Annotated in this window: 19 protein-coding genes; 9 read left to right on the top strand and 10 right to left on the bottom strand. The window is 34.1% G+C overall.

The window, feature by feature from the left end; all coding sequences use genetic code 11:
- Positions 1–92: 92 nt before the first annotated feature.
- On the bottom strand, positions 93–833 hold the full coding sequence (locus tag JFU18_RS15915; RefSeq protein WP_201034569.1) for a LytR/AlgR family response regulator transcription factor: 741 nt from the start codon (positions 831–833) through the stop codon (positions 93–95).
- Positions 811–2,580, bottom strand: a complete 1,770-nt coding sequence (lytS, locus tag JFU18_RS15910; protein ID WP_002089899.1) for a two-component system sensor histidine kinase LytS — start codon at positions 2,578–2,580, stop codon at positions 811–813. Before lytS ends, JFU18_RS15915 begins: the two co-directional genes overlap by 23 nt.
- 328 nt (positions 2,581–2,908) lie before the next feature.
- Between lytS and JFU18_RS15905 the strand changes: the two genes are divergently transcribed.
- Positions 2,909–4,207 (top strand): MFS transporter, encoded by a 1,299-nt coding sequence (locus JFU18_RS15905; protein ID WP_002089901.1) that lies wholly within the window; start codon positions 2,909–2,911, stop codon positions 4,205–4,207.
- A gap of 119 nt (positions 4,208–4,326) precedes the next feature.
- Here JFU18_RS15905 and JFU18_RS15900 read toward each other — a convergent pair whose 3' ends face one another.
- On the bottom strand, positions 4,327–5,895 hold the full coding sequence (locus JFU18_RS15900; RefSeq protein WP_201032216.1) for a BCCT family transporter: 1,569 nt from the start codon (positions 5,893–5,895) through the stop codon (positions 4,327–4,329).
- 363 nt (positions 5,896–6,258) lie between these two features.
- On the bottom strand, positions 6,259–7,329 hold the full coding sequence (locus JFU18_RS15895) for a nitric oxide synthase oxygenase (RefSeq protein WP_201032217.1): 1,071 nt from the start codon (positions 7,327–7,329) through the stop codon (positions 6,259–6,261).
- A gap of 217 nt (positions 7,330–7,546) precedes the next feature.
- On the opposite strand from JFU18_RS15895, the gene sodA reads away from it, so the two are divergent.
- Complete coding sequence (gene sodA / locus JFU18_RS15890; RefSeq protein ID WP_201032218.1) at positions 7,547–8,173, top strand: superoxide dismutase [Mn]; 627 nt, start codon at positions 7,547–7,549, stop codon at positions 8,171–8,173.
- 88 nt (positions 8,174–8,261) lie between these two features.
- Here sodA and JFU18_RS15885 read toward each other — a convergent pair whose 3' ends face one another.
- Positions 8,262–9,206 (bottom strand): NAD-dependent epimerase/dehydratase family protein, encoded by a 945-nt coding sequence (locus JFU18_RS15885; RefSeq protein WP_201032219.1) that lies wholly within the window; start codon positions 9,204–9,206, stop codon positions 8,262–8,264.
- A 43-nt stretch (positions 9,207–9,249) separates the two neighbouring features.
- Positions 9,250–9,840 (bottom strand): AmiS/UreI family transporter, encoded by a 591-nt coding sequence (locus JFU18_RS15880; protein WP_002068662.1) that lies wholly within the window; start codon positions 9,838–9,840, stop codon positions 9,250–9,252.
- A gap of 519 nt (positions 9,841–10,359) precedes the next feature.
- Between JFU18_RS15880 and JFU18_RS15875 the strand changes: the two genes are divergently transcribed.
- Entirely contained in the window at positions 10,360–10,761 is a 402-nt protein-coding gene (locus JFU18_RS15875; protein WP_201034570.1) for a hypothetical protein, read from the top strand.
- Positions 10,762–10,878: 117 nt separating this feature from the next.
- Here the strand turns inward: JFU18_RS15875 and JFU18_RS15870 are convergent, their stop codons facing one another.
- Positions 10,879–11,697 carry a glycoside hydrolase family 191 protein gene (locus tag JFU18_RS15870; protein ID WP_201034571.1) on the bottom strand — a complete coding sequence of 273 codons (819 nt, stop codon included), beginning with the start codon at positions 11,695–11,697 and terminating at the stop codon, positions 10,879–10,881.
- A 297-nt stretch (positions 11,698–11,994) separates the two neighbouring features.
- Here JFU18_RS15870 and JFU18_RS15865 point away from each other — a divergent pair, with 297 nt between their 5' ends.
- From JFU18_RS15865 to pelG, 5 genes are read left to right on the top strand one after another with little or no spacing between them, the layout of a single operon-like run.
- Positions 11,995–13,218 (top strand): GAF domain-containing protein, encoded by a 1,224-nt coding sequence (locus tag JFU18_RS15865; protein ID WP_201034572.1) that lies wholly within the window; start codon positions 11,995–11,997, stop codon positions 13,216–13,218.
- The gene (locus JFU18_RS15860; RefSeq protein ID WP_201032222.1) at positions 13,218–14,138 is read left to right on the top strand and encodes a tetratricopeptide repeat protein; all 921 of its coding nucleotides are present in this window, start codon (positions 13,218–13,220) and stop codon (positions 14,136–14,138) included. Before JFU18_RS15865 ends, JFU18_RS15860 begins: the two co-directional genes overlap by 1 nt.
- Positions 14,122–15,954: a DUF2194 domain-containing protein gene (locus JFU18_RS15855; RefSeq protein ID WP_201032223.1), complete on the top strand. Its 1,833-nt coding sequence runs from the start codon at positions 14,122–14,124 to the stop codon at positions 15,952–15,954. The genes JFU18_RS15860 and JFU18_RS15855 overlap by 17 nt, the downstream gene beginning before the upstream one ends.
- 3 nt (positions 15,955–15,957) lie before the next feature.
- The gene (gene pelF / locus JFU18_RS15850; protein ID WP_201034573.1) at positions 15,958–17,379 is read left to right on the top strand and encodes a GT4 family glycosyltransferase PelF; all 1,422 of its coding nucleotides are present in this window, start codon (positions 15,958–15,960) and stop codon (positions 17,377–17,379) included.
- The gene (pelG, locus tag JFU18_RS15845) at positions 17,367–18,824 is read left to right on the top strand and encodes an exopolysaccharide Pel transporter PelG (protein WP_201034574.1); all 1,458 of its coding nucleotides are present in this window, start codon (positions 17,367–17,369) and stop codon (positions 18,822–18,824) included. Before pelF ends, pelG begins: the two co-directional genes overlap by 13 nt.
- A 49-nt stretch (positions 18,825–18,873) precedes the next feature.
- Here pelG and galE read toward each other — a convergent pair whose 3' ends face one another.
- On the bottom strand, positions 18,874–19,890 hold the full coding sequence (galE, locus tag JFU18_RS15840) for a UDP-glucose 4-epimerase GalE (RefSeq protein WP_201032226.1): 1,017 nt from the start codon (positions 19,888–19,890) through the stop codon (positions 18,874–18,876).
- Between the two features lie 183 nt (positions 19,891–20,073).
- Entirely contained in the window at positions 20,074–20,721 is a 648-nt protein-coding gene (gene trhA / locus JFU18_RS15835) for a PAQR family membrane homeostasis protein TrhA (protein ID WP_002016441.1), read from the bottom strand.
- A 164-nt stretch (positions 20,722–20,885) separates the two neighbouring features.
- Between trhA and JFU18_RS15830 the strand changes: the two genes are divergently transcribed.
- A complete protein-coding gene (locus JFU18_RS15830; RefSeq protein WP_201032227.1) occupies positions 20,886–21,446 on the top strand; it encodes a DUF1836 domain-containing protein in 561 nt (186 codons plus the stop codon).
- A 42-nt stretch (positions 21,447–21,488) separates the two neighbouring features.
- On the opposite strand, the gene JFU18_RS15825 is transcribed toward JFU18_RS15830, so the two are convergent.
- Entirely contained in the window at positions 21,489–22,934 is a 1,446-nt protein-coding gene (locus JFU18_RS15825) for a DEAD/DEAH box helicase (protein ID WP_201034575.1), read from the bottom strand.
- Between the last annotated feature and the right edge of the window lie 9 nt (positions 22,935–22,943).

Below are 22,943 nucleotides of genomic sequence, written 5' to 3'. Positions count from 1 at the left end.
TAAAACCAAAACTGTAAGCGTTTACATAACAGAACGTCAAATATACAAAATTAGTTACAAAAATAGGCAGACGAAATACAAAAAGCTGCTTCTTAAATACGAAGCAGCTTTTTAAGTTCTTTTGCATATGTACGGCTAACCGGGACTTTGGATCCCTCTTTCATAATTAAGTTATAAGTCGAATTAAACCACGGCTGTATCTCAGAAATATGATTAATATTAGCAACGAAACTACGATGAACACGCATAAAAATTGTTTGTGGTAATTTCTTTTCCAAAATGACAAGCGTATCATGTGTTACATATGTTTCTTTCATTGTTTTTACAGTTACTTTCCCATCTACAAGCCCTACATAAATAATATCTTCAATGTTAGCAAGTACAATTGATTCCTCAATTGGTAATGCTAATTTATGCATCTCGGCCGTTACATCTACACTCTTTACATCTTGCTTTGTTTCTAACTTTATTTGCTTTTGTTTTTTATATTTCTTTAATGTCTGTACGATACGTTCTTCATCAAATGGCTTTAAAATGTAGTCTAACGCATCTACTTCAAATGCTTGCAATGCATATTGATCATAGGCAGTAGCAAACACAATTGAAGGTGGATTTTTCATTTTCTTTAATATATTTGCGATTTCAAATCCATTATCATCAGATAACTGAATATCTAGAAAAACAATATCTGGTTTGTTTTTCATTAATTCTTCTAATGCATCCTCTACACAATCCGCCTCACCAATTATCTCTACTTCTTTTGTTTTCTCTAATAAATATTTCAATTCATCCCGTGCTAACATTTCATCATCAACTACTAATACTTTTAACACTCCGTTTTTCCTCCTCTACTTTTTTCGGAATCACAAAGAGGATCTTTGTCCCTTGCTCTAATTCACTTTCAATTTGAAGCATTGTCTCTTTCCCAAATAACCCGATAAGTCGTTCATTAATATTATATAAGGCTGTTCCCGTCCCTTTCTTTGATGGAACTACCATTTTTCCTAATTGCTCTAGACGTTCACTCTCAATCCCTTGTCCATTATCCTTTACTTCAAAGTGAACCATCCCTTCTTTTTCAAACACATGTACCTCGACTTGGCACACTGGCTGCTTTTTCGGAAAAGCATGGCGCAATGCATTTTCAACTAATAGCTGAAGCACAAATGGTGGAACTAAAGTCACCTTTAGTGCCTCTTCAATGTACATCTTCACTTCATACTTATTCGGAAACCTCGCTTGCTCTAACGATAAATATGCATGTACATGATTCAACTCTTGTTCTAATGGAATAAGTAATTGTCGTGCCCCTTGCAAATTACAACGAAAATAAACGCTAAGCTGCAATAATAATTTTCTCGCTTTCTCTACATCTGTTCGGCATAAAGCTGATACTGTATTAATTGCATTAAATAAAAAATGCGGATTGATTTGTGCTTGCAACGCTTTTATTTCGGCATCTTGCAATAACTTACTTTGTAACTCAGCTTCACCTAACTCAAGCTGTGTGGAGAATATTTTCGCTAGCCCTTCCGCTAACTCTTCTTCAACACGACTTAATTGATTAGGGTTTTTAAAATAAAGTTTTAATGTTCCTATCGTATTTCCATGTGAAGTTAATGGAATAACAACTGCCGCTTGTAATGGACACCCTTCATGTTGACAATTAATAATCTCACGTGATTTTGCCTTCATTATTTTCCCTGTTTTTAATACTTCTTTTGATAAACCTGTTATTAAACTGTGTGAAGGAATATGATGATCTGATGCTAATCCAACGTGAGCTAAGATTTCCTCTGTATCTGTTAAGGATACCGCATCTGTTCCCGTAAAGCGGTGAATAATTTGTGCCACATGTTTACAAGACTCTTCTGTTAGCCCTTGGCGGAAATATGGTAACGTCTTATCAGCAATTCGTAATACTTTATGCGTTTGCAAAGCTTTTGCGTTTTCTTCTTGTCGTAAAATAGCTAGTATCATCGAAAGTAAAATGAAACTGCCAAAACTATTTACAAGAATCATCGGTAGCGCAATTGTTTTCACAACACTAAGTCCATCTTCTATAATTAATAGAATCATAAGCATTTCTAAAGTAACGATAAAAACACTTAAAATCGCAGAAAATTTAGGAGTAATAGTACGGTTATATTTTTTGAAAATGTATCCAATATAACCTGTTATAATCCCAGCCAAAATTGATGAAATTGCACAACTTACTGCCGTCGTCCCACCAAGCATATAACGATGAATACCCGCAATAGAACCTACTCCAATTCCGACGATAGGACCGCCAAGCAATCCACTAATTCCAACACCCATGATTCGTGTATTCGCAATTGTGCTGGATGATGAAACACCTTGTAACCAATTTTCATTCATAATAGTATTTCCTGCTATTTCAATCCCTGTGTAATTGCTTACAATTGTAAACACTGAAAAAATACAAATAAGCTTAAACTTATCTACATATCCGTCTTGCTTATGAAGAAGACGCCGGAACGTTTTAATATGAGAGAGTAAAAATCCTAAAATAACAATAAGCCCGACGCGTTCAATCATCATAAGTACTAAATTTAGCATCTGTGATTCATTCCTTTTTATATGAGTTATTTTTATTATGGGAAAATAATGAAGCGTGCGTCAAGGAGAATGAAATGTTTTTTGAAATATTTTACACATAACTATCCCCTCTTTATTTGACAATCTAACAGAAGAGTGCTAAAAATAAAGTAATATAATACAGTCCTTTAACCCAACCCCGTGAGGTTGAGAAGGAAGTCGGAATATACTATACGTATGGTCTTTTTTAGGGATACGTATGCTTTTTTGGCCTTCTCATCATATCAGGTGAGAAGGCCTTTTGTTATTCTTCCATAGCGACTGTAGAAGAAAATAAGGAGGATTAATGATGAACGTCACTACTGATGTACAATCAACAACAGAGGAGACGAAAGAGAAAAGATATAAAACATTGTTTGGTTCTGCGCTAGGATATGCAGCAGAAGGTTTAGACATGTTGCTCTTATCTTTCGTACTCGTCTACATTTTAAAAGAATTTCATTTAAGCCCTGTTGAAGGTGGAAACTTAACATTAGCTACCACAATAGGAATGCTAATCGGGTCTTATTTATTTGGATTTATTGCTGATTTATTTGGGCGTATCCGTACGATGGCCTTCACAATCTTACTATTCTCACTAGCAACAGCACTTATTTATTTCGCAACAGATTATTGGCAATTATTAATTCTTCGCTTTTTAGTTGGAATGGGAGTTGGTGGTGAATTCGGGATTGGGATGGCCATCGTAACTGAAACATGGTCTAAAGAAATGCGCGCTAAGGCGACATCCGTTGTTGCACTTGGATGGCAATTTGGCGTACTAGTCGCTTCACTCCTTCCGGCATTTATCGTCCCGCATTTTGGATGGAGAGCTGTTTTCTTATTTGGACTCATTCCCGCTCTACTAGCTGTTTACGTCCGCAAAAGTTTAAGTGAACCGAAAATATGGGAACAAAAACAACGATACAAAAAAGAATTGTTACAAAAAGAAGCTAAAGGTAATTTAACAACTACTGAGGCAGAACAACTAAAGCAAATGAAAAAGTTCCCACTTCGAAAGTTATTTGCCAATAAAAAAGTAACGATAACAACAATTGGTCTTATTATTATGTCATTCATCCAGAACTTCGGATATTATGGAATTTTCACATGGATGCCAACTATTTTAGCGAATAAATATAACTACACATTAGCAAAAGCGAGCGGTTGGATGTTCATCTCTACAATCGGCATGCTAATTGGAATTGCAACTTTTGGTATTCTAGCCGATAAAATTGGCCGCCGTAAAACTTTTACAATCTATTATGTCGGTGGTACTATATACTGTCTCATTTACTTCTTCTTATTCACAGACTCAACATCATTGTTATGGGGAAGTGCACTGCTTGGATTCTTTGCCAATGGCATGATGGGGGGATTCGGAGCAGTTTTAGCTGAAAACTATCCTGCTGAAGCTCGCTCGACAGCAGAGAACTTTATTTTCGGTACAGGACGTGGATTAGCTGGATTTGGACCTGTTATTATCGGCTTACTTGCTGCAGGTGGTAATTTAATGGGAGCATTATCTCTCATCTTCATTATCTATCCAATCGGTTTAGTTACAATGCTATTATGTGTCCCAGAGACGAAAGATAAAGTATTAGAATAGATTGAAACTGTACGAAATGTTTATCCAAATACTGTCCCCTCAGGAAAAGTATTTGGATAAATAGCAAAGAGGAAGCATCTCAAATGAAATGCTTCCTCTTCTTATATAAATACAATTATTTATTTTGATTTACTAGCTTTTTGGAACAAGAAGCTAGTTTTATCTTCTTCTTTTACAATACCTTGTTTTAACGCTAATTCCCCTGCGACTTTAGGCGCTAGCCATAGCATTGGGAATAACAGAATAGATACCGGAACAGCCGTCACTACAATGAAGGATTGTAAGGCGTTAATACTTCCCTCACCCATATATAAAAGAATCGCCGCAACTGCGCCCATAATAAGCGACCAAAAAACTCGCAAACTAATTCTAGGATCTCCATCTCCAGTCACTGCCATTGAAATCGAATAAGCCATTGAATCTCCTGTTGTCACTACAAATAAAATTGTTAATAAAAGAAATGCAGGTCCAATAATATTAGATAGTGGCAGTTGCTCTGTAATTGCAATCATAGCCGCTGGCATACCAGATTCACTTAATGCGGTCGAGATAGAACCAGGATTCATTAACTCATAAAACACACCTGATCCCCCTAGTATAGTAAACCAAAACGTTGTAATAATAGGTGCAATAATTCCAATTGCAACGATGATTTCTCGGATTGTTCTTCCTCTTGAAATTCGGCTCACTAAAATTGCCATCATCGGTCCATATCCAATAAACCATCCCCAGAAAAAGATTGTCCACGATCCTAACCAAGCTGTATCACCACGATATGTGCTCATTGGAATAAATTCATTTATATAAAATCCAAACGAAGAAACAAATGAATCGATAATAAATCCACCTGGTCCAAATATTAATACAAATACCATTAATAGAACTGCTAATCTAACATTTAAATTACTTATAATTTGAATCCCTTTATCAATTCCTGTTACCGCAGATATAGTAGAAACAGCTACTACACAAACAATAATGGCTAATTGAGTAGTAAACACATCAGGAATGTTAAACAATGCTTGTAACCCATAACTTGCTTGTAGTCCTAAAAATCCGATTGGACCAATCGTCCCTGCAGCTACCGCAATAATGGCAAATACATCGATCATTGTTCCAAGCCAACTCTTTCGCAATTTCTCTCCAAAAATAGGATATAAAAGCGTTCGAGGTTTTAAAGGCATATCTTTATGATAATGCCCGTACATCATAACTACCGCACTAATTGTACCTAAAATCGTCCAAGCCAGGAAACCCCAGTGCATATAACTTTGTGCTAAAGCAGGCATTACCGCTTCTTTCGTTCCAGCAGTTATACCTTCATGTATTGGTGGCACCGTCATCAAATGGTACATCGGCTCTGCGGCTGCCCAAAAAACGCCACCTCCAGCAAGTAATGTAGACATAATAATAGCGAGCCATTTTGTCGTACTAATCTCAGGTTTTTCTAGCCCCCCAAGTTTAACTCTCCCATATTTTGAAAACGCCATACACATTGCAACAACAAATGTACCAATTAATAAAACCTGCCAAAAGGCACCAAAATATTTAATTGAAGCTGTAAAACTGCTATTAATGGCTCCCTCTACGTAACTTTTATTTAAAATAACTGCAATTACAAATAATAAAAGTGAGCCACCACTAATAAGAAATACAGGCCAATCCGTTTTTCGACTCTTCATCCTCATTTACACTTCCTCCTTCCTCAGCAATCTAAAAAAACAACTTTATTATGTTTTCTTGTTTACACCCAAAACACAATGATTATATAAGCATAATAATTCATCAATTTCCTACACACTTATGTTGTCCCTAAAAATATGCTAAATCCCTTATTTAAAAGAAAATTTCTATTCCTATTACATAAAAAAGCAAAACAAAAGACCTTATATTTCTATAAGGTCTTCGAAACAGAAATTTGATTATAACATAAGGAACTCCTTGGTTCAAAAAGTCCTTTCCAAAAATAACCGATAGTAAAGGCTTCCATTTGCTACGTAACAGTAATTAAAAAAAATTATATTTTGCAGAAAAAAAAACTATACTAGCTATTATTTATGAAAGAAATTCGGCTTCAAAATTTCATTTGGATACGGTTTATGATAAATATGAGTGGTAGCTGGCGACAACGGTGGTATGAGCCACACCCAATTACCAGTTACAACCCGTCCACATGCCGCTTCCTGCTTCTCAAATTGTTGAAATTGTTGTGCAGCTGTATGGTGATCCACAATACTAACTCCTTGTTTTTTAAAAGAATGTAAAACAGCCACGTTTAATTCAATTAGCGCCTTGTCTTTCCATAACGTACCGTTTCTCGATGTATCGAGCTTCATCATCTCCGCAACAGCCGGAAGTAAATTATAGCGATCATGATCCGCTAAGTTACGAGCCCCAATCTCCGTTCCCATATACCATCCATTGAACGGGGCTGCCGTATAAGAAATACCGCCAATTTCTAAGCACATATCTGAAATCATTGGAACCCCATACCATTTTGCTCCAAGTGACGAAATCGGGTATTCTGGGTGTTCAATTGGCACTTCTTTTACTTCTTCTCTCGGAATTTCTATATATATAGGTGCCTTCCCGTTTATAGAAAACACAAGTGGCAATACATCGAAATTCGTACCTTCTCCTTGCCAGCCAAGTTCCTGACAAAAATCTGTAAACGCAGTGGAATGAGAGTCACCAATCACTCCCATTTCTGTTTTATATCCTGCATACCGAATCAATTGGTGATTATAAATTCGTATATTATTTTCTTCACCTTGATATTGCTTAAAAATTGTAATTGTCGGTTTAACTTTCCCATCGTTCGTTGCATATTTAATATGATGAATTAATGCATTGTATACACCTTCCTCATCATTTACTTCACGTGCATCTAATATGTGCATCTTACTCCAAAATAGTCTTCCGATGCATCGATTACTATTGCGCCATGCCATTCGTGATCCATGAACAAGTTCTTCAAATGTATGCTCATACGTCCCCGTCTTCTCTATCTCAACTTGAATTTCTTTTATTCTCTCTTCTATGAATTGTTCTTTATTAAGCTCTTTATAGCAAACCGTAATAAAATGACTAGCTTCCTCTATTAATTGTTTCGTTTTACTCATAAACGATCTCCTTCTATTTCAACAAAACGTTACTACTTTACAGTATAAGCAAAAAGAATAAGAGTCACAAATGAAAGTCGAAGTGTTACTTTTATTGTAATATTTTTCAGAAAATTAAAGAGATTACTATTGACTTGTATAAAAAATAGATGTATTTTTGACTCAGGTAAATTATTTTTACCTAGACCAACTTTTTAATAAGAAAGGAGGGAATGTTATGTCTTCATTTCAATTGCCAAAGCTTTCATATGACTATGATGAACTAGAGCCATATATCGATAGCAACACGCTTTCTATTCATCATGGAAAGCACCATGCGACATACGTAAATAACTTGAATGCTGCTTTAGAAAACTATACGGAATTACATAATAAATCTTTAGAAGAGTTACTATGTAATTTAGAAACTTTACCAAAAGAAATTGTTACAGCTGTCCGAAATAACGGTGGTGGACATTATTGTCATAGTCTTTTTTGGGAATTAATGAGCCCGCGAGGTGGCGGTGAGCCTAATGGAGACGTTGCAAAAGTAATTGATTATTATTTCAATACCTTTGACAACTTAAAAGATCAACTTTCCAAAGCAGCTATTAGTCGTTTTGGAAGTGGCTATGGATGGCTTGTTCTGGACGGTGAGGAACTTTCCGTTATGAGTACACCCAATCAAGATACACCTTTGCAAGAAGGTAAAATTCCATTACTCGTCATCGATGTATGGGAACACGCCTATTATTTAAAGTATCAAAATCGGCGTCCAGAATTTGTTACCAACTGGTGGCATACGGTGAACTGGGACCGGGTAAATGAAAAGTATTTACAAGCAATTCAATCACAAATACATTAGTCGTGCGTATAAGGTAAATTTGGTAATGTAAAATTAGTATTGTCGAAATCCTCCAGAATCCCCCGGATTGCCACCGGGGGATTTATGATTATTTCATTGTATTTATGTAATAACGTAAAACTTTTTCCGTCTCTAATTTCAACTCTCGGAACGGGAATCCTAATTCACGAGCCTTTCCATTATGTAACGTACAATTAATCACTCCATTATAAGGAGCTATATTATCTCCTACTTCTTGAATGAGCGCTTTTATCCCGGTATTCTCTTCTATGAAACGAATAACTTCTCTGGTAGAAACCACCCCGTTACTACAAGCATTAATTGGCCCTTCTATGTTTTCCATCCCGCACCAAGCTAAAAACTGTCCTGCTTCCTTTTCATGTATAAATGACAACTCTCCATCTACATGATCCACAACGATAGACTCTTGTTTCACAACATGTTCAACGTAAAATTGTAATCTTTTCGTATAATCGTTTTCTCCAATAACAACTGGAAAACGCACTGCGACAACTGGAAATGTTGCATGTTGAAATAAAACTGCTTCAGCTAATCGCTTACCTTCACTATAATTGAAATCATTCCTACCTCCATACGTAATTGTATACTCGTACGGATTGAAATTTTCTTCTAACAGGCCTAGCGCAGGCTCATAGACAGCCATTGAAGATGTCATAATGTATTTCTTCGTTTTTCCTTTTAGCACTTCACATATTATCTTCGCCGCATTCGAGCTATAGCATAAATTATCGTATACGATATCATAACTTTCACCTTCAAAACGCTCTTCTAGTGGCCTCTCATCTTCTCTATCTACAATCAGTCTTTTTACTGCACTTCCAAAGGAATCTTCAGTAACTCCCCTCGTCGCAATCGTTACATCATGTCCAGCTTGCAACAGTACTTCTACTAAATGTTTACCAAAAAATCTTGTTCCCCCTAGCACCAATACTTTTTTCACCTTCATCATCCCCGTTTTCACAAATTGTAAAATACTACCTCTATTATTATAAACGCTAAAATAAAAAAACATGGAATCAGTTTAACGATTCCATGTTTTTTCTACACACGATACATTAACGTACTCGATATTTAAAAATACAATAGCAGCAATATAAAATAGAAATTACTGATACATAAACCCATAGTTCATATATGAATCCCTCGCCCCATACTCCCATAAAATAAAAGAGTGAAGGCAACGTCAATGTTACCCATGATTGTACAAAGGCAATTCTGCCAAGATATTGATTGATATTCTTTTTTTGTGCATTTAATACAAAGAATAAATACCAAAGTAATGCCCACATAAACCATGTTAACGCATTAACAACATCGTGGAATTGAACAAATGAAACAATCATATAGAATAAAGCAATAATTGCTACCCAAATACAGAACCAGCCTAGTCCACTACTATCCATTCCTTTAATAAAAGTAACACCTACATATAAATAAGTTAAACCAAATAAAAAAGTAGCTGCATATGAATATACCGTCCAATTACTTTGATCAGAAATCATAATCAAATAGAACGGAATGATAATTTGTAATGCCCCCACAAATAAATTAAAGACACCTGCACTTTTCATCTCTACTTTGCCTAATATGACAAGACTATTTAAAAATAAAGCTGCACCTGAAAGTAATAATCCTACGTAACCCATATATATTCGTGTGAAAATCTTTCCCCTTCACACTTTTAACCTCCCCACAATATAAAGTGATACTTTATCCCGCATTAACGATCAGTAAAACTCCCACCTCAAAATTCAGCTAGAGCAAAGAAGTTAAGTGGGAGATCAACTGCCCGTAAAGCCCGATTGGTGAAGGCTAATAATCAGTGGGGATGAACACCCCCCACTGATTAAAGTTTCACTTTATTATTTTTCTTCCTATTTAAAACTACATACATAATTTTTAATCTGAATAAGTCAGACTTCCTACCTTAAAAAACAACAAATTTAAAACGCTTTCAATAATAAATAACCCTATCAAAACATGAAATAGGATTCCTTGATTATAAACGTACTCTAACAATGATACAAGTGTTGGAATACTTTTCAATACTATGTTTTGAATTTCTATAAAAAATTAGTAGAATGATACATTTTTCCTATCTCATTCTATTAATTATTTGCATAGAATATCGTACACTCATATTAATTTAGAAAGGTTTGATATTTATGCCTCTTCATTATCCAAATCATTTTGTTTTTCACTCCACAGGTGTATTAACAAGAGAGCCTGTAACCGTTTCAGCAGTAGTAAACATTGTAAATTTAGATGCATATTACACACACCATGTAACTATAGAGGTTTGGGATTGGTCTAACTATTCTAATCCTGTAAAATTACCTGTACTAATTGGTGAAAATACGGAAGTAGCATTCCCATATATTTTACAAGGTAACCACTTAGCAGTTTTTTATGCTGATTTAGATGACTCTATTGATTTGTATGAAATTCGTATTTCTTATCCTGGCCACTCCAATATTGTTGCAAATTGTTTTGGGCGAAGTATCCCGCCATATACAAGCCAAGAAGGTAATACAGTATACCATAAACAACTCGTTCTAATTCATTAAATCTCCCCTATTATGTGAAAGGGGCTGGTCAGTAATACATTTATCTTTATAAGATAATCGTATTACTGACCTAAAGCGTGATAGTCAATCTTGATAGTTTCTCATTTTGAACACTTGCTATTTATCATAAATATCATTCGGATTTATTGTAGGAACAAATCCATTTGTAGAACTATATTTTTTAGATACATTATCTGGGGTCACGGTAAACGTTACAATTTTATTGCTTTGCTGTTTAAAATAGCGCATCCAATTTTGATTCCATTCATCTTTCGCAATAACTTGTTTATTGAAGTCTTCCCACAATACACCATGTATAAAATTCAAGGATGTATTTTTGATTGTGTCAAATCCCCAATTCTGTATAAGAAGCAGGTTGGAATCAACACTTTTAATTTCTTTTAATAAATTTACATATGCTTCTCGAAATTTCCCTTGTGTAGACGGCTGATCATAAAAATAGTCATCAATATCACCAGCTGTATCTAAAAACACCCCATCTATTCCTTTTCCAATAACTTGCTGTTTCACCTTATTCACAACAATCCCACGGTAGTGTTCATCAGCTAAATCCATAATATATGTATCCCACTGCTCAATCTTCATTTTCTTACCATCTCTATAATAATAGTCTGATTCAACTACTTGCGATTTATGCCACGATTCTAATTCTAAAACACTAACATAGCCAAGAACTACCGTTCCTGATTTTTTTAATTGCTGAACCTGTTCTTTCGTAAATGCATATGGCTCTATAATAACCATGTCATACTTTGAAAGTCTCTCAATTACTTGCTCATTTGCTTCACCATAATAAATTTTATAACTTCGTACATTTTTTAAAACTGGTTCCACAACATTTGCTTGTGCGGATGTACTTGAGGAAAAAATAAAAGAAAATATAGCTAAAAAGCATATGGAACGTTTCCACTCCATAATAATATTACCCCCTATACAACTGTAATTTTCTATTGTTTTAAATATTAATACAAATATAGTAATACCATAACATTCTACATTTTTTCAAACTCGATTTTTTATAAAAATCCCAATAAATTCAATACATTAACAGAAATTAGAATTTATTTCACTTGAATTTACTACATCTCTGTTGATAAAATGATTTGGGCTTTATATATTATATATCTTAAAATAATTCTTTTAAATTATGTATTTTATTTCAGTGTACTATTCCTCAAAATTAAATTTGCAAACGAAAGAAGGTTTTTTTTTATGCACTATAGACAATCTAATATATTCCAAAAGATGATTGAACCTACGATTCTCTTTATTGCACTATTTTTTCTATCAATACTAACTGATTTTCTTACACCAACGTATGAATACTTCCTACTCTTATTTATTACATTAATTATTTCTAGCCGGTATGGCATATCTATTGCCCTTTTCGCCTTTCTGGAAGCAATGATTTATATTTTTGTAAGCGGTATATATAAAGAAAATGATGTATTACTGTACTTTTATTCATTAGATTACTGGATAAGTTGGATTTTCTTACTTGTTATTAGTTTATGCTGTGGACTGATGAGCACTGCACAAAAAGAACGTTATGAAGATGTACATATGATAAATAATGAGTTGAAAGCTGAAAATAAAGAATTAAAATATGTCGTGAAACAATTGGATGAAACACGTATTACACTACGTTCTCGTGTACTTGAATCAAATAACCACTTATCTAAAATGTATCATATGTTTAAAGCTTTAAATCATACACATCCTGAAATTGTACTCGATGAAGGAATGAATGTATTAAAAATGTATTTTGGAGCAAAAAAAATTGGTATCTATCACGTTGATAACAATAAACAATCGCTTCGTATTAAATTAAGAGCTGAAACTGGTAAAAATACATTATCTCAATCTATTTTCGTTAAAAACGCTTCCTTAGTCATCAAAAATGCGCTAGCGCATAATCGACCTTTTTTCCGTACAGATGAGGATTTTCAAGACGCTCCACTTTTAGTTGGTCCCGTCCTATTCCAAGATGATGTACAATACGTCATTATATTAGACGAAATCGAATTTTCAAAAGTAACTTCTGAGCAATTCGAACTTTTCACATGGTATTTACGCTGGATGGGTGATCGTTTACAAAATGCTTCTAATCTTTGGCTATCCAGTCAAGAGGATCGCACATTCCCTAAAACAAGCATTTATTATGAAGATGAATTTGAACATTTACTAAAAATAGAAAAGAAACGTTACGAAACATTATCTTATCCATATTCCTATTTTGAGTTCAATGCTCCACAAGATTATTTAGGAATGATAAATTCTATTTTAAAAGACTATTTGCGAGATATCGATATATTCGGTTATAGCACAACCGAGCAGAAAATCATGATTTTATTACCTGGCACTGAAGAACAGTTTTGTATACAAGTTCAAACTCGTATACAAAACGCTCTTTCTTCTAAAGGAGTGATAGTCTAATGATTTTACTCCTTCTTTATTTTATTTATGTTATTTTGGTTTTTCTTTTATTTCGATTTACGAAAAGTTTGATTACTAAAGATAAAAAAGGAATTATTGAATTTTGCTTGATTCTATCTCTTCTTTTCCCGCTTATCGGACTTATTGTATCAGCAATCATGTTATTACTTAATATAAGACGTTCCAAAACCGAGTGGTTACAGCAATACTCTGATTATGTTGCCTTTCACGTTGATAATTACGAAGATATTTTGGAATCAGCAAAACAAGATATGGACTTAATTTCATTTTCTTCTGGATTAGAACTAGATAAGCCTGAATTACATAAACAACTCATTGTACAGTTAAGCTCCTCCTCTATTGCTAATGAAGGAGGCTTATTGAAAGAAGCCATTCACCATAAAGATCCTGAAACTGTGCATTACGCAGCAACTACTATTAATTTAATAAATGAACGGTACGAAAAACAAATCGAATACTTAAATAAGCAATTTCTACAAAATCCACAAAATGAAATTGCAAAAGAATTGGTTTCTAACTATTTAAGATATATAAACAGTGGTCTTCTTTCTAATCAGCAAAAAGAAAAAATAATCGCTGAATTTATGAATTTTATTACACAAGGTGTAGAACTATTCCCTAACGAACCTCTTTACCCTTTCCATCTTGGAAATCTGTTTCTACACACAAAACAATATGCAAAGTCTGAAGAACAATTTTTAAATCTTATTCATTTCTATCCTGAATCATATTACGGTTACGTTGGTTTACTTGAAATATATTATGAACAACAGTTATGGGACGAGCTCTATAACTTAATCAATAATCTAACAGATGCAAAAAGAGTTCATATACTACCGCGTAAATATCAATTATTTGTAAGGCAGTTTGGAGGCGCACACATTGAAAAAGGGGATTAATATATATATCGGGATTATTAGTATCATTTTATTTCTCTTAATTTTATCCATCCTTATATATCGAACAGAAAATTTTTATCAAAAGTTTTCTGTTCCTAAAACTAAAGAAACAGATACTGTTAAAACACTCAAAGCAAAAGATGTAGCTCAAAATGGACAAAAAATGCAATTATACGTTTTAAAAACGGATAATACATTAGGGCAACAAGTCGAATTTAATACGAAGAAGGCAATGGATTACGCACACCTACACTATAAAGATATTACAGCTAATGAAATTAAGGGACTTACTCCCTCTCCCTATACAGGGATTATTATTACAGGTGAAATAATGGAGCAACTTCCACAAGCTGATATTCAAAATTTTGTACAAATGGGCGGAAGAATTATTATCGCAAACCGACTTGATTCAGATCCTTCCTGGAACACATTATTTGGTATTACCCAAAAAGAAGGTTTCAAAGATGCGAAAGGATTAACCTTTGAAGAAGTTTTATTCCCTGGTTATCCAGATCTCTCAAGTTCTTCTCCATTGTTTACTCATAGCTCAATGAATATTACGCTAGATGAGAATACAACTAATACTTGGATTACAGCGGAAGATACTCCCATCCTTTGGACCAATGACTACGGTGAAGGAAAAGTCTTATATTGGAATACAACAGCATTGAACGATAAATTAGGTAGAGGTATGTTCGTTCAATCCCTGGGTACTATTTTCCCGACTTTCGCTTCAGCACAACTTGGAGCGGAGATTTTGTATATCGATGACTTCCCATCTCCGATTCCAAGTGGAGAACTAAAAAACTTAACGAAAGAAAAAATTTCTGTTGAAGAATTTTATAAAAAACATTGGTGGAAAAATATGAAGGATATCTCTGAAGATCTTGATATTAAATATACGGGTGTTGCCATTGGGACGTACCAAAATAAAGTAACGCCACCCTTTGAAGATTTTACAGGTAAAAATAGAAATACCTATTTATTATTTGGGAGAGAATTACTAAGTCACGGCGGGGAAATAGGCATTCATGGCTATAACCATCAACCTTTATTATTACCACCAGATCCAGTAGATAAAGCACTTGAATATGTTCCCTGGAATTCAAAAGAGGATATGGAGAGCTCCTTAGATGCTCTGCAAAAACTCGTGTATAACTTCTTTCCAAACGAAAAATTAAAAACCTATGTACCACCATCCAATATTATAAATACAGCTGGATTAAGTGCATTAAACGACGCGGTTCCAACTATGGAAACAGTTGCTTCTCTATATGTGGGAAGTAAAAGTAATGGTAGTTTAATTCAAGAATTTGGACCAGATGAACATAATAAAAACATTTATCACTTCCCGCGCATTACGAGCGGCTATGCTATCACAGATGAAGAGCAATTTATCTTAACTGATGTTACCGCAAATTTAGGGGTTATCTCACATTTCGTCCATCCAGATGATATCCTTGATGAAAAACGCTCAGGTAATTTAACATGGGAAGAATTATTTAAAGCTTATAAAAAGACAATTAAAGAAATACGAGAAAGATATCCTTATATAAAAAGTATGACCCAAAGTGAAGCAACTGCTTCTATGAAAATTTATCAAACTGGTGACCTAGATGTTTCTTATGAAGATGATGCTGTTCACATTGCATATAAAGGTTTACCAAACCATACTTCAACAATTATACGTGTAGAAGAAGGTAAGAAAATACAACCTGGCTCATTCTCTTACGGTACAGTTAAAAAGCTTGATTCCCAAATTTATAGCGTTACGTTAACGAAAGCCAGCGCTACAATTTCAATTAAAGGAGCATAACAGATGAGAATAGGTTTGGTTGTTGAAGGCAGCTATCCCTTTGTAAGTGGAGGGGTAGCAAGCTGGGTTCAAATGATTATCCAGCAGTTTAAAGAACATGAATTTACGATTTTCGCGATAGTCCCTCAAGTAAAAACAGAAGATGAATATCAATATGAAATTCCAAGCAATGTAAAAGACATCATTCTGATTCCTTTGCAATCAGAAAATGAAGCAAAACATATAAAAACTAATTTAACTAAACAAGAAGTACAGACACTTCAAAAATGGTTTACATTTCAAGCTAACGATACAACAGCATTACAAATATTAGGAAATAAACAAAAGCTAGGAACACTCCATTCCTTCTTCGAAAGCCGTGAGTTTTATGCAATTGTTAAAGAAAGCTATTTATATGAAGAAAGTAGTGGATCCTTCTTAAATTACTTTTGGATGTGGAGATCTATGTTCACACCGATCATTCAAATTTTACAAATTGATTTTCCTGAATTAGATCTTATTCATTCTGTATCGACAGGGTATGGTGGATTGCTTGGTGCTGCAATTAGTGCCAAGTCCGATATACCATTTATTCTAACTGAACACGGTATTTATTCTCGGGAGCGTGAAGAAGAAATACTACAATCTACTTGGATACCAATTGAATATAAAAAAAGATGGGTTTCTTTCTTTCATCACTTGTCTCATCAAGCATATGAACAAGCCGCTGATGTAATTACGTTGTTCGGCCGAAATAGTGCATATCAAAAAGAATTAGGTGCTCCGGCCCATAAACTAAAAATCGTTCCAAATGGCGTTACTTTATCTGACTATAAAGGGTTACGTAAAACAAAATACAATTCGGATAAACTCATCATTTCCGCTATTATACGAGTTGTGCCAATTAAAGATGTAAAAACAATGATTTATGCAGCTAAATTATTATTAGAAAAAGATATTCCATTTACATTTTACTTACTAGGTCCTGATACGGAAGAAGCAGAATATGCTCAGGAATGTCGTGATTTAATTCAACAATTAGGATTAGAAGAGCATGTAATAATGACCGGCAAAGTAAATATTAAAGATTACTTAAAACAAACAGATATTCTCGTATTAACAAGTATATCTGAAGGACAACCATTAGCTATGTTAGAAGGAATGGCAGCAGGATTACCATGGGTTGTTACAGATGTCGGCTCTTGTAAGGAATTAATTTACGGACAAGATGAAGATCCTTACGGACAATGTGGATTTGTTGTACCACCTGTATCTCCTGAACAAGTTGCCATTCATTTAGAGTGGTATTATCGTCACCCTGAATCCATTCAACAATTTGGGGATAACGGGCGCAATCGTATTGAAGCGCACTATCAATTATCAGGTGTCGTTGATAGTTATCGTAAGCTTTACTTAGAAAGAGGTAAAAAAACATGGCAGGGATAGGATTTCGTTTACAAAAATTATTCCAAGAAGACTACTATTCTTCCAGAATAAAAGCGTACGGATTTTCATTATTTGTTACAGCTGGTCCTTGGTTAGTCGTTATTTTAGCAGTAACAGCTATTCGATATATTTTAAGTTTGTTCCATTCTATTTCAATTGAGGAACAGCGCCTTTTCACAATTTCAATTTCATACTGCTTCATTTTTTCTCAAATCATATATGGTGCCTTGCAGCTCATCGTAACTAGATATGTGGCCGACCTTTTATACGAGCAAAAAGCTGATAAAGTATTTTCTTCCTTTTTAGGAATGACGAAAATCACACTTTTTTTAGCTATTATCTTATGGATTTTGTTTGCAATTTTTACACCATTAGCCTTGTATTATAAAATTGTGATGCTATTTTTATTTTTAGCTTTAAACATCATTTGGATTCAATCCATTTATTTAACAGCAGCTAAAGATTATCAGTCCATCGCTCTTGCATTTTTAATTGGTTCCATTTTCTCCTTATCTGGAATTGCACTTATCGCTTACTGGCATCCAACACTTGGAATAGAACACGGATTGGCCCTATTACTTTTAATTTCTTTTACAATCGGGACTTTCATTACATTAGTGTGGTTAAGTATAGTTATTGTACGAATTTTTCCAAATAGTGATGCTACTGAACAATTTACCTTTCTTTCTTATTTAGATAAATATCCAGAACTATTTTGGTCAAGCTTACTTTACAATATTGGCATTTGGGTATGTAACTTTGTTATTTGGTTCGGAGAAGGGCGAGGAAATATTGAAAACACGTTTATTTATCATCAAATTTATGATACATCTGTTTTCTGGGCTTATTTAAGCATTATCCCGACCTATATTTTCTTCGTAGTATCCATTGAAACAAGGTTTTATGAACGGTATAAGAAGTTCTTCGGTTCAGTTAACAATGGGGCGACATTAAATACAATTTTACAATTAAAAGAATCAATGAACTTTGTCCTAAAGCAAGAAATGGAACGAATACTTCGTAATCAAGGTATTTTTTCTTTACTTATTATTTTTATAATATGGATGTTTAGTTCACAATCTGGGAACGTAACACTTGAATACTCTATTTTGCAGCTGACTATAATTGGTACTTATGCAAACGGGATGGTCCTTGTTATCACGTTACTACTCTTATATTTTGAAGATCGTAAAGGGGCATTTCGAACATCAGCCCTGTTCTTTTCTGCAAATTTGTTATTAAGTCTTCTTCTACTTCCATTTGGGTTCAATGGTTACGGTATTAGTTTTGCACTCGGATCTTCTATTACATTCTTATATGCTATTTCGAGACTCTTTACTTACATTAAAGATATTGATTACTATACGTTTTGTCAGTCAAATACTCCTATAAAACGGCGAACTTTCTTTACTAAATTTGCTAATAAACTTAATGGAAATAAATAAATAAAAATGACCCTTTGCTCCCGCAAAAGGTCATTTTTTTATCTGTTTATTAAACTTCTAGATAGCCATTTTTGTTATTCGATTGCCATCTCCAAGAGTCTGCACACATCTCTTCTAACCCGCGTTTTGCTTCCCATCCTAATTCACGCTTCGCTTTCGATGCATCTGCAAAACATACTGCCACATCACCAGGTCGACGCTCCGTAATTTTATAAGGAACTTCTTTGCCCGAAACCTTTTCAAATGCTTCAACCATTTCCAACACACTATAACCAGTACCTGTACCGAGATTGTATGCATCTATCCCAGTAGTGCCAAGTACCTTTTCAAGCGCCTTTACATGGCCATTTGCTAAATCTACAACATGAATATAATCACGGACACCCGTGCCATCTTTTGTTGGATAGTCATTTCCAAATACACTTAATTCCTTTAACTTCCCTACTGCTACTTGTGTTACATATGGCATTAAGTTATTTGGAATTCCGTTTGGATCTTCTCCAATACGTCCACTTTCATGTGCACCAAATGGGTTGAAGTAACGAAGTAATGCAATACTCCATCCTGCATCCGCAAATGCTACGTCACGCATAATTTGTTCAATCATTAATTTCGTTTGACCATATGGATTCGTTGCACTTAATGGAAACTCCTCCGTAATTGGTGATGTTTCTGGAATACCATACACTGTTGCAGACGAACTGAAGATCATCTTCTTCACATCATGCTTCTGCATCACTTCACATAGCACTAGTGTGCTTGTAATGTTGTTATGATAATACGTTAACGGAATTTCTACTGATTCCCCTACAGCCTTAAAGCCTGCAAAGTGAATAACAGCTTCAATTGTATTTTCTTCAAAAATCGTATCAAGTGCTTCTCGATTTAAAATATCTTCTTTATAAAATTTAAACTGTTTTCCTGTTATCTCTGTCACTCGATTTATAGACTCTACTGAACTATTCGAAAGATTATCTACTACTATAATTTCGTAACCGTTTTTTAGTAATTCTACGCATGTATGACTACCAATATATCCTGCTCCACCTGTTACAAGTATTGCCATAATTATAGTCCTCCATATTTCATTCATTATAAACTTCTCAAAGTATATCACATATTTCTTATCATATGTTTATTATGCGAACACAGAAACTTACATTTTATCCCATGATTTTTTGTACAATACACGATTCAAATCTGGTAATAAAAAAAAGCCACATAACAGACATCGCGTGGCGTTTTTTGATCAAATTACGTAACAATATACACTTAGAAAATGCGCAAGACTACCTAACAATACAAAAACATGAAAAATTTCATGGTGTCCCATATATTTAAACTCCAACCATTTTGGCTTCGCACCGTAAATAAACCCACCAATTGTATAAAAAATGCCTCCAAGTACTAAGAAAATAATACCTCCTGTACTTAGATTCTCAGCTAGCGGTGCAAAGAATAGAACAATTAACCAACCCATCAGAAGATAAATTGCTGTCGATAACCATCTTGGACAATTAAACCAAAACATTTTAAAAGCAATACCACAAATTGCCGTTGCATAAACTAAACAAAATAATAGTAAACCATTTGCCGAATTTAATGTAATTAAGCAAAAGGGTGCATATGTACCTGCAATTAATATGAAAATCATAGAATGATCTAGCTTCCTAAAGAAATAAATAACACGTTCACTGGCTACGACACTATGATACACAGCTGATGCCATATAAAGGACCATCATCCCGATACCGAATAAAATAACAGCTGTAATTGCAGCAACAGATGGCATCTTAACAGAAACTTTCACAAGCATAGCTAATAATGCAATAAATGATAATACAGCTCCTCCTAAGTGAGTAAATGCATTAACCGGTTCTCTTACATAAACATTCATATAAACACCCCTCATATAATTACATGTAGTTTTCATAACTACATGTAATTATATACACATTATCCGTGCGGGTCAACATTTACAATTCATTTGTTTCGTAATACCATATTTAAAGATATACTAAACATTAAGTTCCACTAAGTTATAAAAGTGAGGGGTTCTACGTGGAAAATATAAATAAATTACTTGAATCATTACATTTAGAAAAAAGTATTAAACTTGAGGATATCCCAAATGTCGACTTATATGTAGACCAAGTTGTCCAACTATTTGAGAATACTTATGCGGATACAACGAGAACTGATGATGAAAAAGTATTAACAAAAACAATGATTAACAATTACGCAAAAGGGAAATTATTCATCCCTATCAAAAATAAAAAGTATTCCAAAGAACATATGATTTTAATCAGCTTAATTTATCAATTAAAAGGAGCTCTTTCCATTAATGATATAAAAAGCTCCTTAGAAAATATAAATGCACCGTTAATAAACGATGATACATTCGAATTAAATACTCTATATAAAGATTATCTTTCTCTTACTGAAACCAATGTGGAAAGCTTTAAGCAAGACGTAAATAAGCGTGTTACGGAAGTGAATGAGGTTTCTTCCTTAGAAGATCCAACACTAGAAAGGTTTTTATTACTAACATCCTTCGTGACTATGAGTAATATGTATAGACGTTTAGCAGAAAAATTAGTTGATGATCTCAAAGAATCTTAAACAAAAAACTATCCACCTGTTTGAAGTGGATAGTTTTTTTGTTTATTTAATTGCTTCATGAACCTTTAATTGTTTCCCTTTAATCGTTGTGTTTTTCATAATTTTTAAAACAAGTGGTCCTTTTCCATTTAATATTTCAACGTAAGAAACATTGTCTTGTATTGTAATAATTCCTATATCTTCTGCTGTAACACCTTTAATTTTAGCAATTGTACCGACGAAATCTACCGCCCTAATTTTCTTTTTCTTCCCGCCATTAAAGTACAATTTCATAATTCCTTTGTTTAGGTCTGCATTTTTATCTTTCTTTATAATTGGTTTAGCATGTATCTTTTCCTCAAATACTGCTTTCCCTTTCATAACTTCTTCTTTTGAAGGTGCAAGTGCCTTTGGAATTTCAAAGCCAATGTACTCCTCAATCTCTTCTAAAAATCTATTTTCATACGGCGTCATGAATGTAATAGCTTTCCCGTTATTACCAGCTCGTCCCGTTCTTCCCGTACGATGTACATAACTTTCTTTTTCTAATGGAATATCATAGTTAATAACATGTGTAATATTATCAATATCAATTCCTCTAGCAGCTACGTCTGTCGCTACTAAATAACGGAACTTTCCTTTTCTAAAATCGTCCATAACTTCAAAACGATCTTCTTGTACCATACCACCATGTATTTTGTCACAAGGATAGTTAACCCGCTTTAACTGCTGAAATACGTGATCTACATTTTCTTGCGTACGGCAAAAAATAATACAACTATCTGGATTCTCAATCGTTGTTACATCTTTAAGAAGTGAAAGCTTCTCCTCTTCTCTCATCTCAAAAAGTGTATGTTCAATTTTATCTGTTGTAATCCCGGTAGCCTTAATTTCAATATGCGTTGGCGAATCCATATACGTACGAGATAACTTTTCAACATCTTTTGGAAGTGTTGCTGAAAATAGCATTGTCATTCGTTTTTTAGGTAATTCGTCAATAATTGCCTCTACTTGATCGATAAAACCCATATTCAGCATTTCATCCGCTTCATCAATAACTAAATACTTCAAACACTCTAAAGAAAGGGTACCTTTTTCAATATGATCTAACACACGGCCAGGAGTCCCAACTACAATATGTGTTTTTTGCTTTAACTCTAATTTTTGACGTGCAAATGGAGATTTACCATAAACTGCAGCGGCCTTAATTCTTTTGAAACGACCTATATTCGTAATGTCTTCTTTTACTTGCACCGCAAGCTCTCTCGTCGGTGTTAAAACTAAAGCTTGTGGCTTATTCTCTTCCCATTCCACCATTTCACAAAGTGGTATGCCAAATGAAGCGGTTTTTCCACTTCCAGTCTGTGATTTCACGACAAGGTCTTTCTTTTGCAAGGCAACTGGAATAACCTCTCCTTGCACTTCCGTTGGATGTTCATATCCTAAACCAGTAAGTGCTCTTACAATTTCTTTACTTAATGCATAATCAGCAAAACTTTTTTTACTCATATATTAACC

The organism is Bacillus sp. TH22 (genome assembly GCF_016651015.1).
GTDB lineage: Bacteria > Bacillota > Bacilli > Bacillales > Bacillaceae_G > Bacillus_A > Bacillus_A mycoides.
The sequence above is the reverse complement of the archived record's forward strand: the minus strand, read 5'-3'. Positions and strand labels throughout refer to the sequence as shown.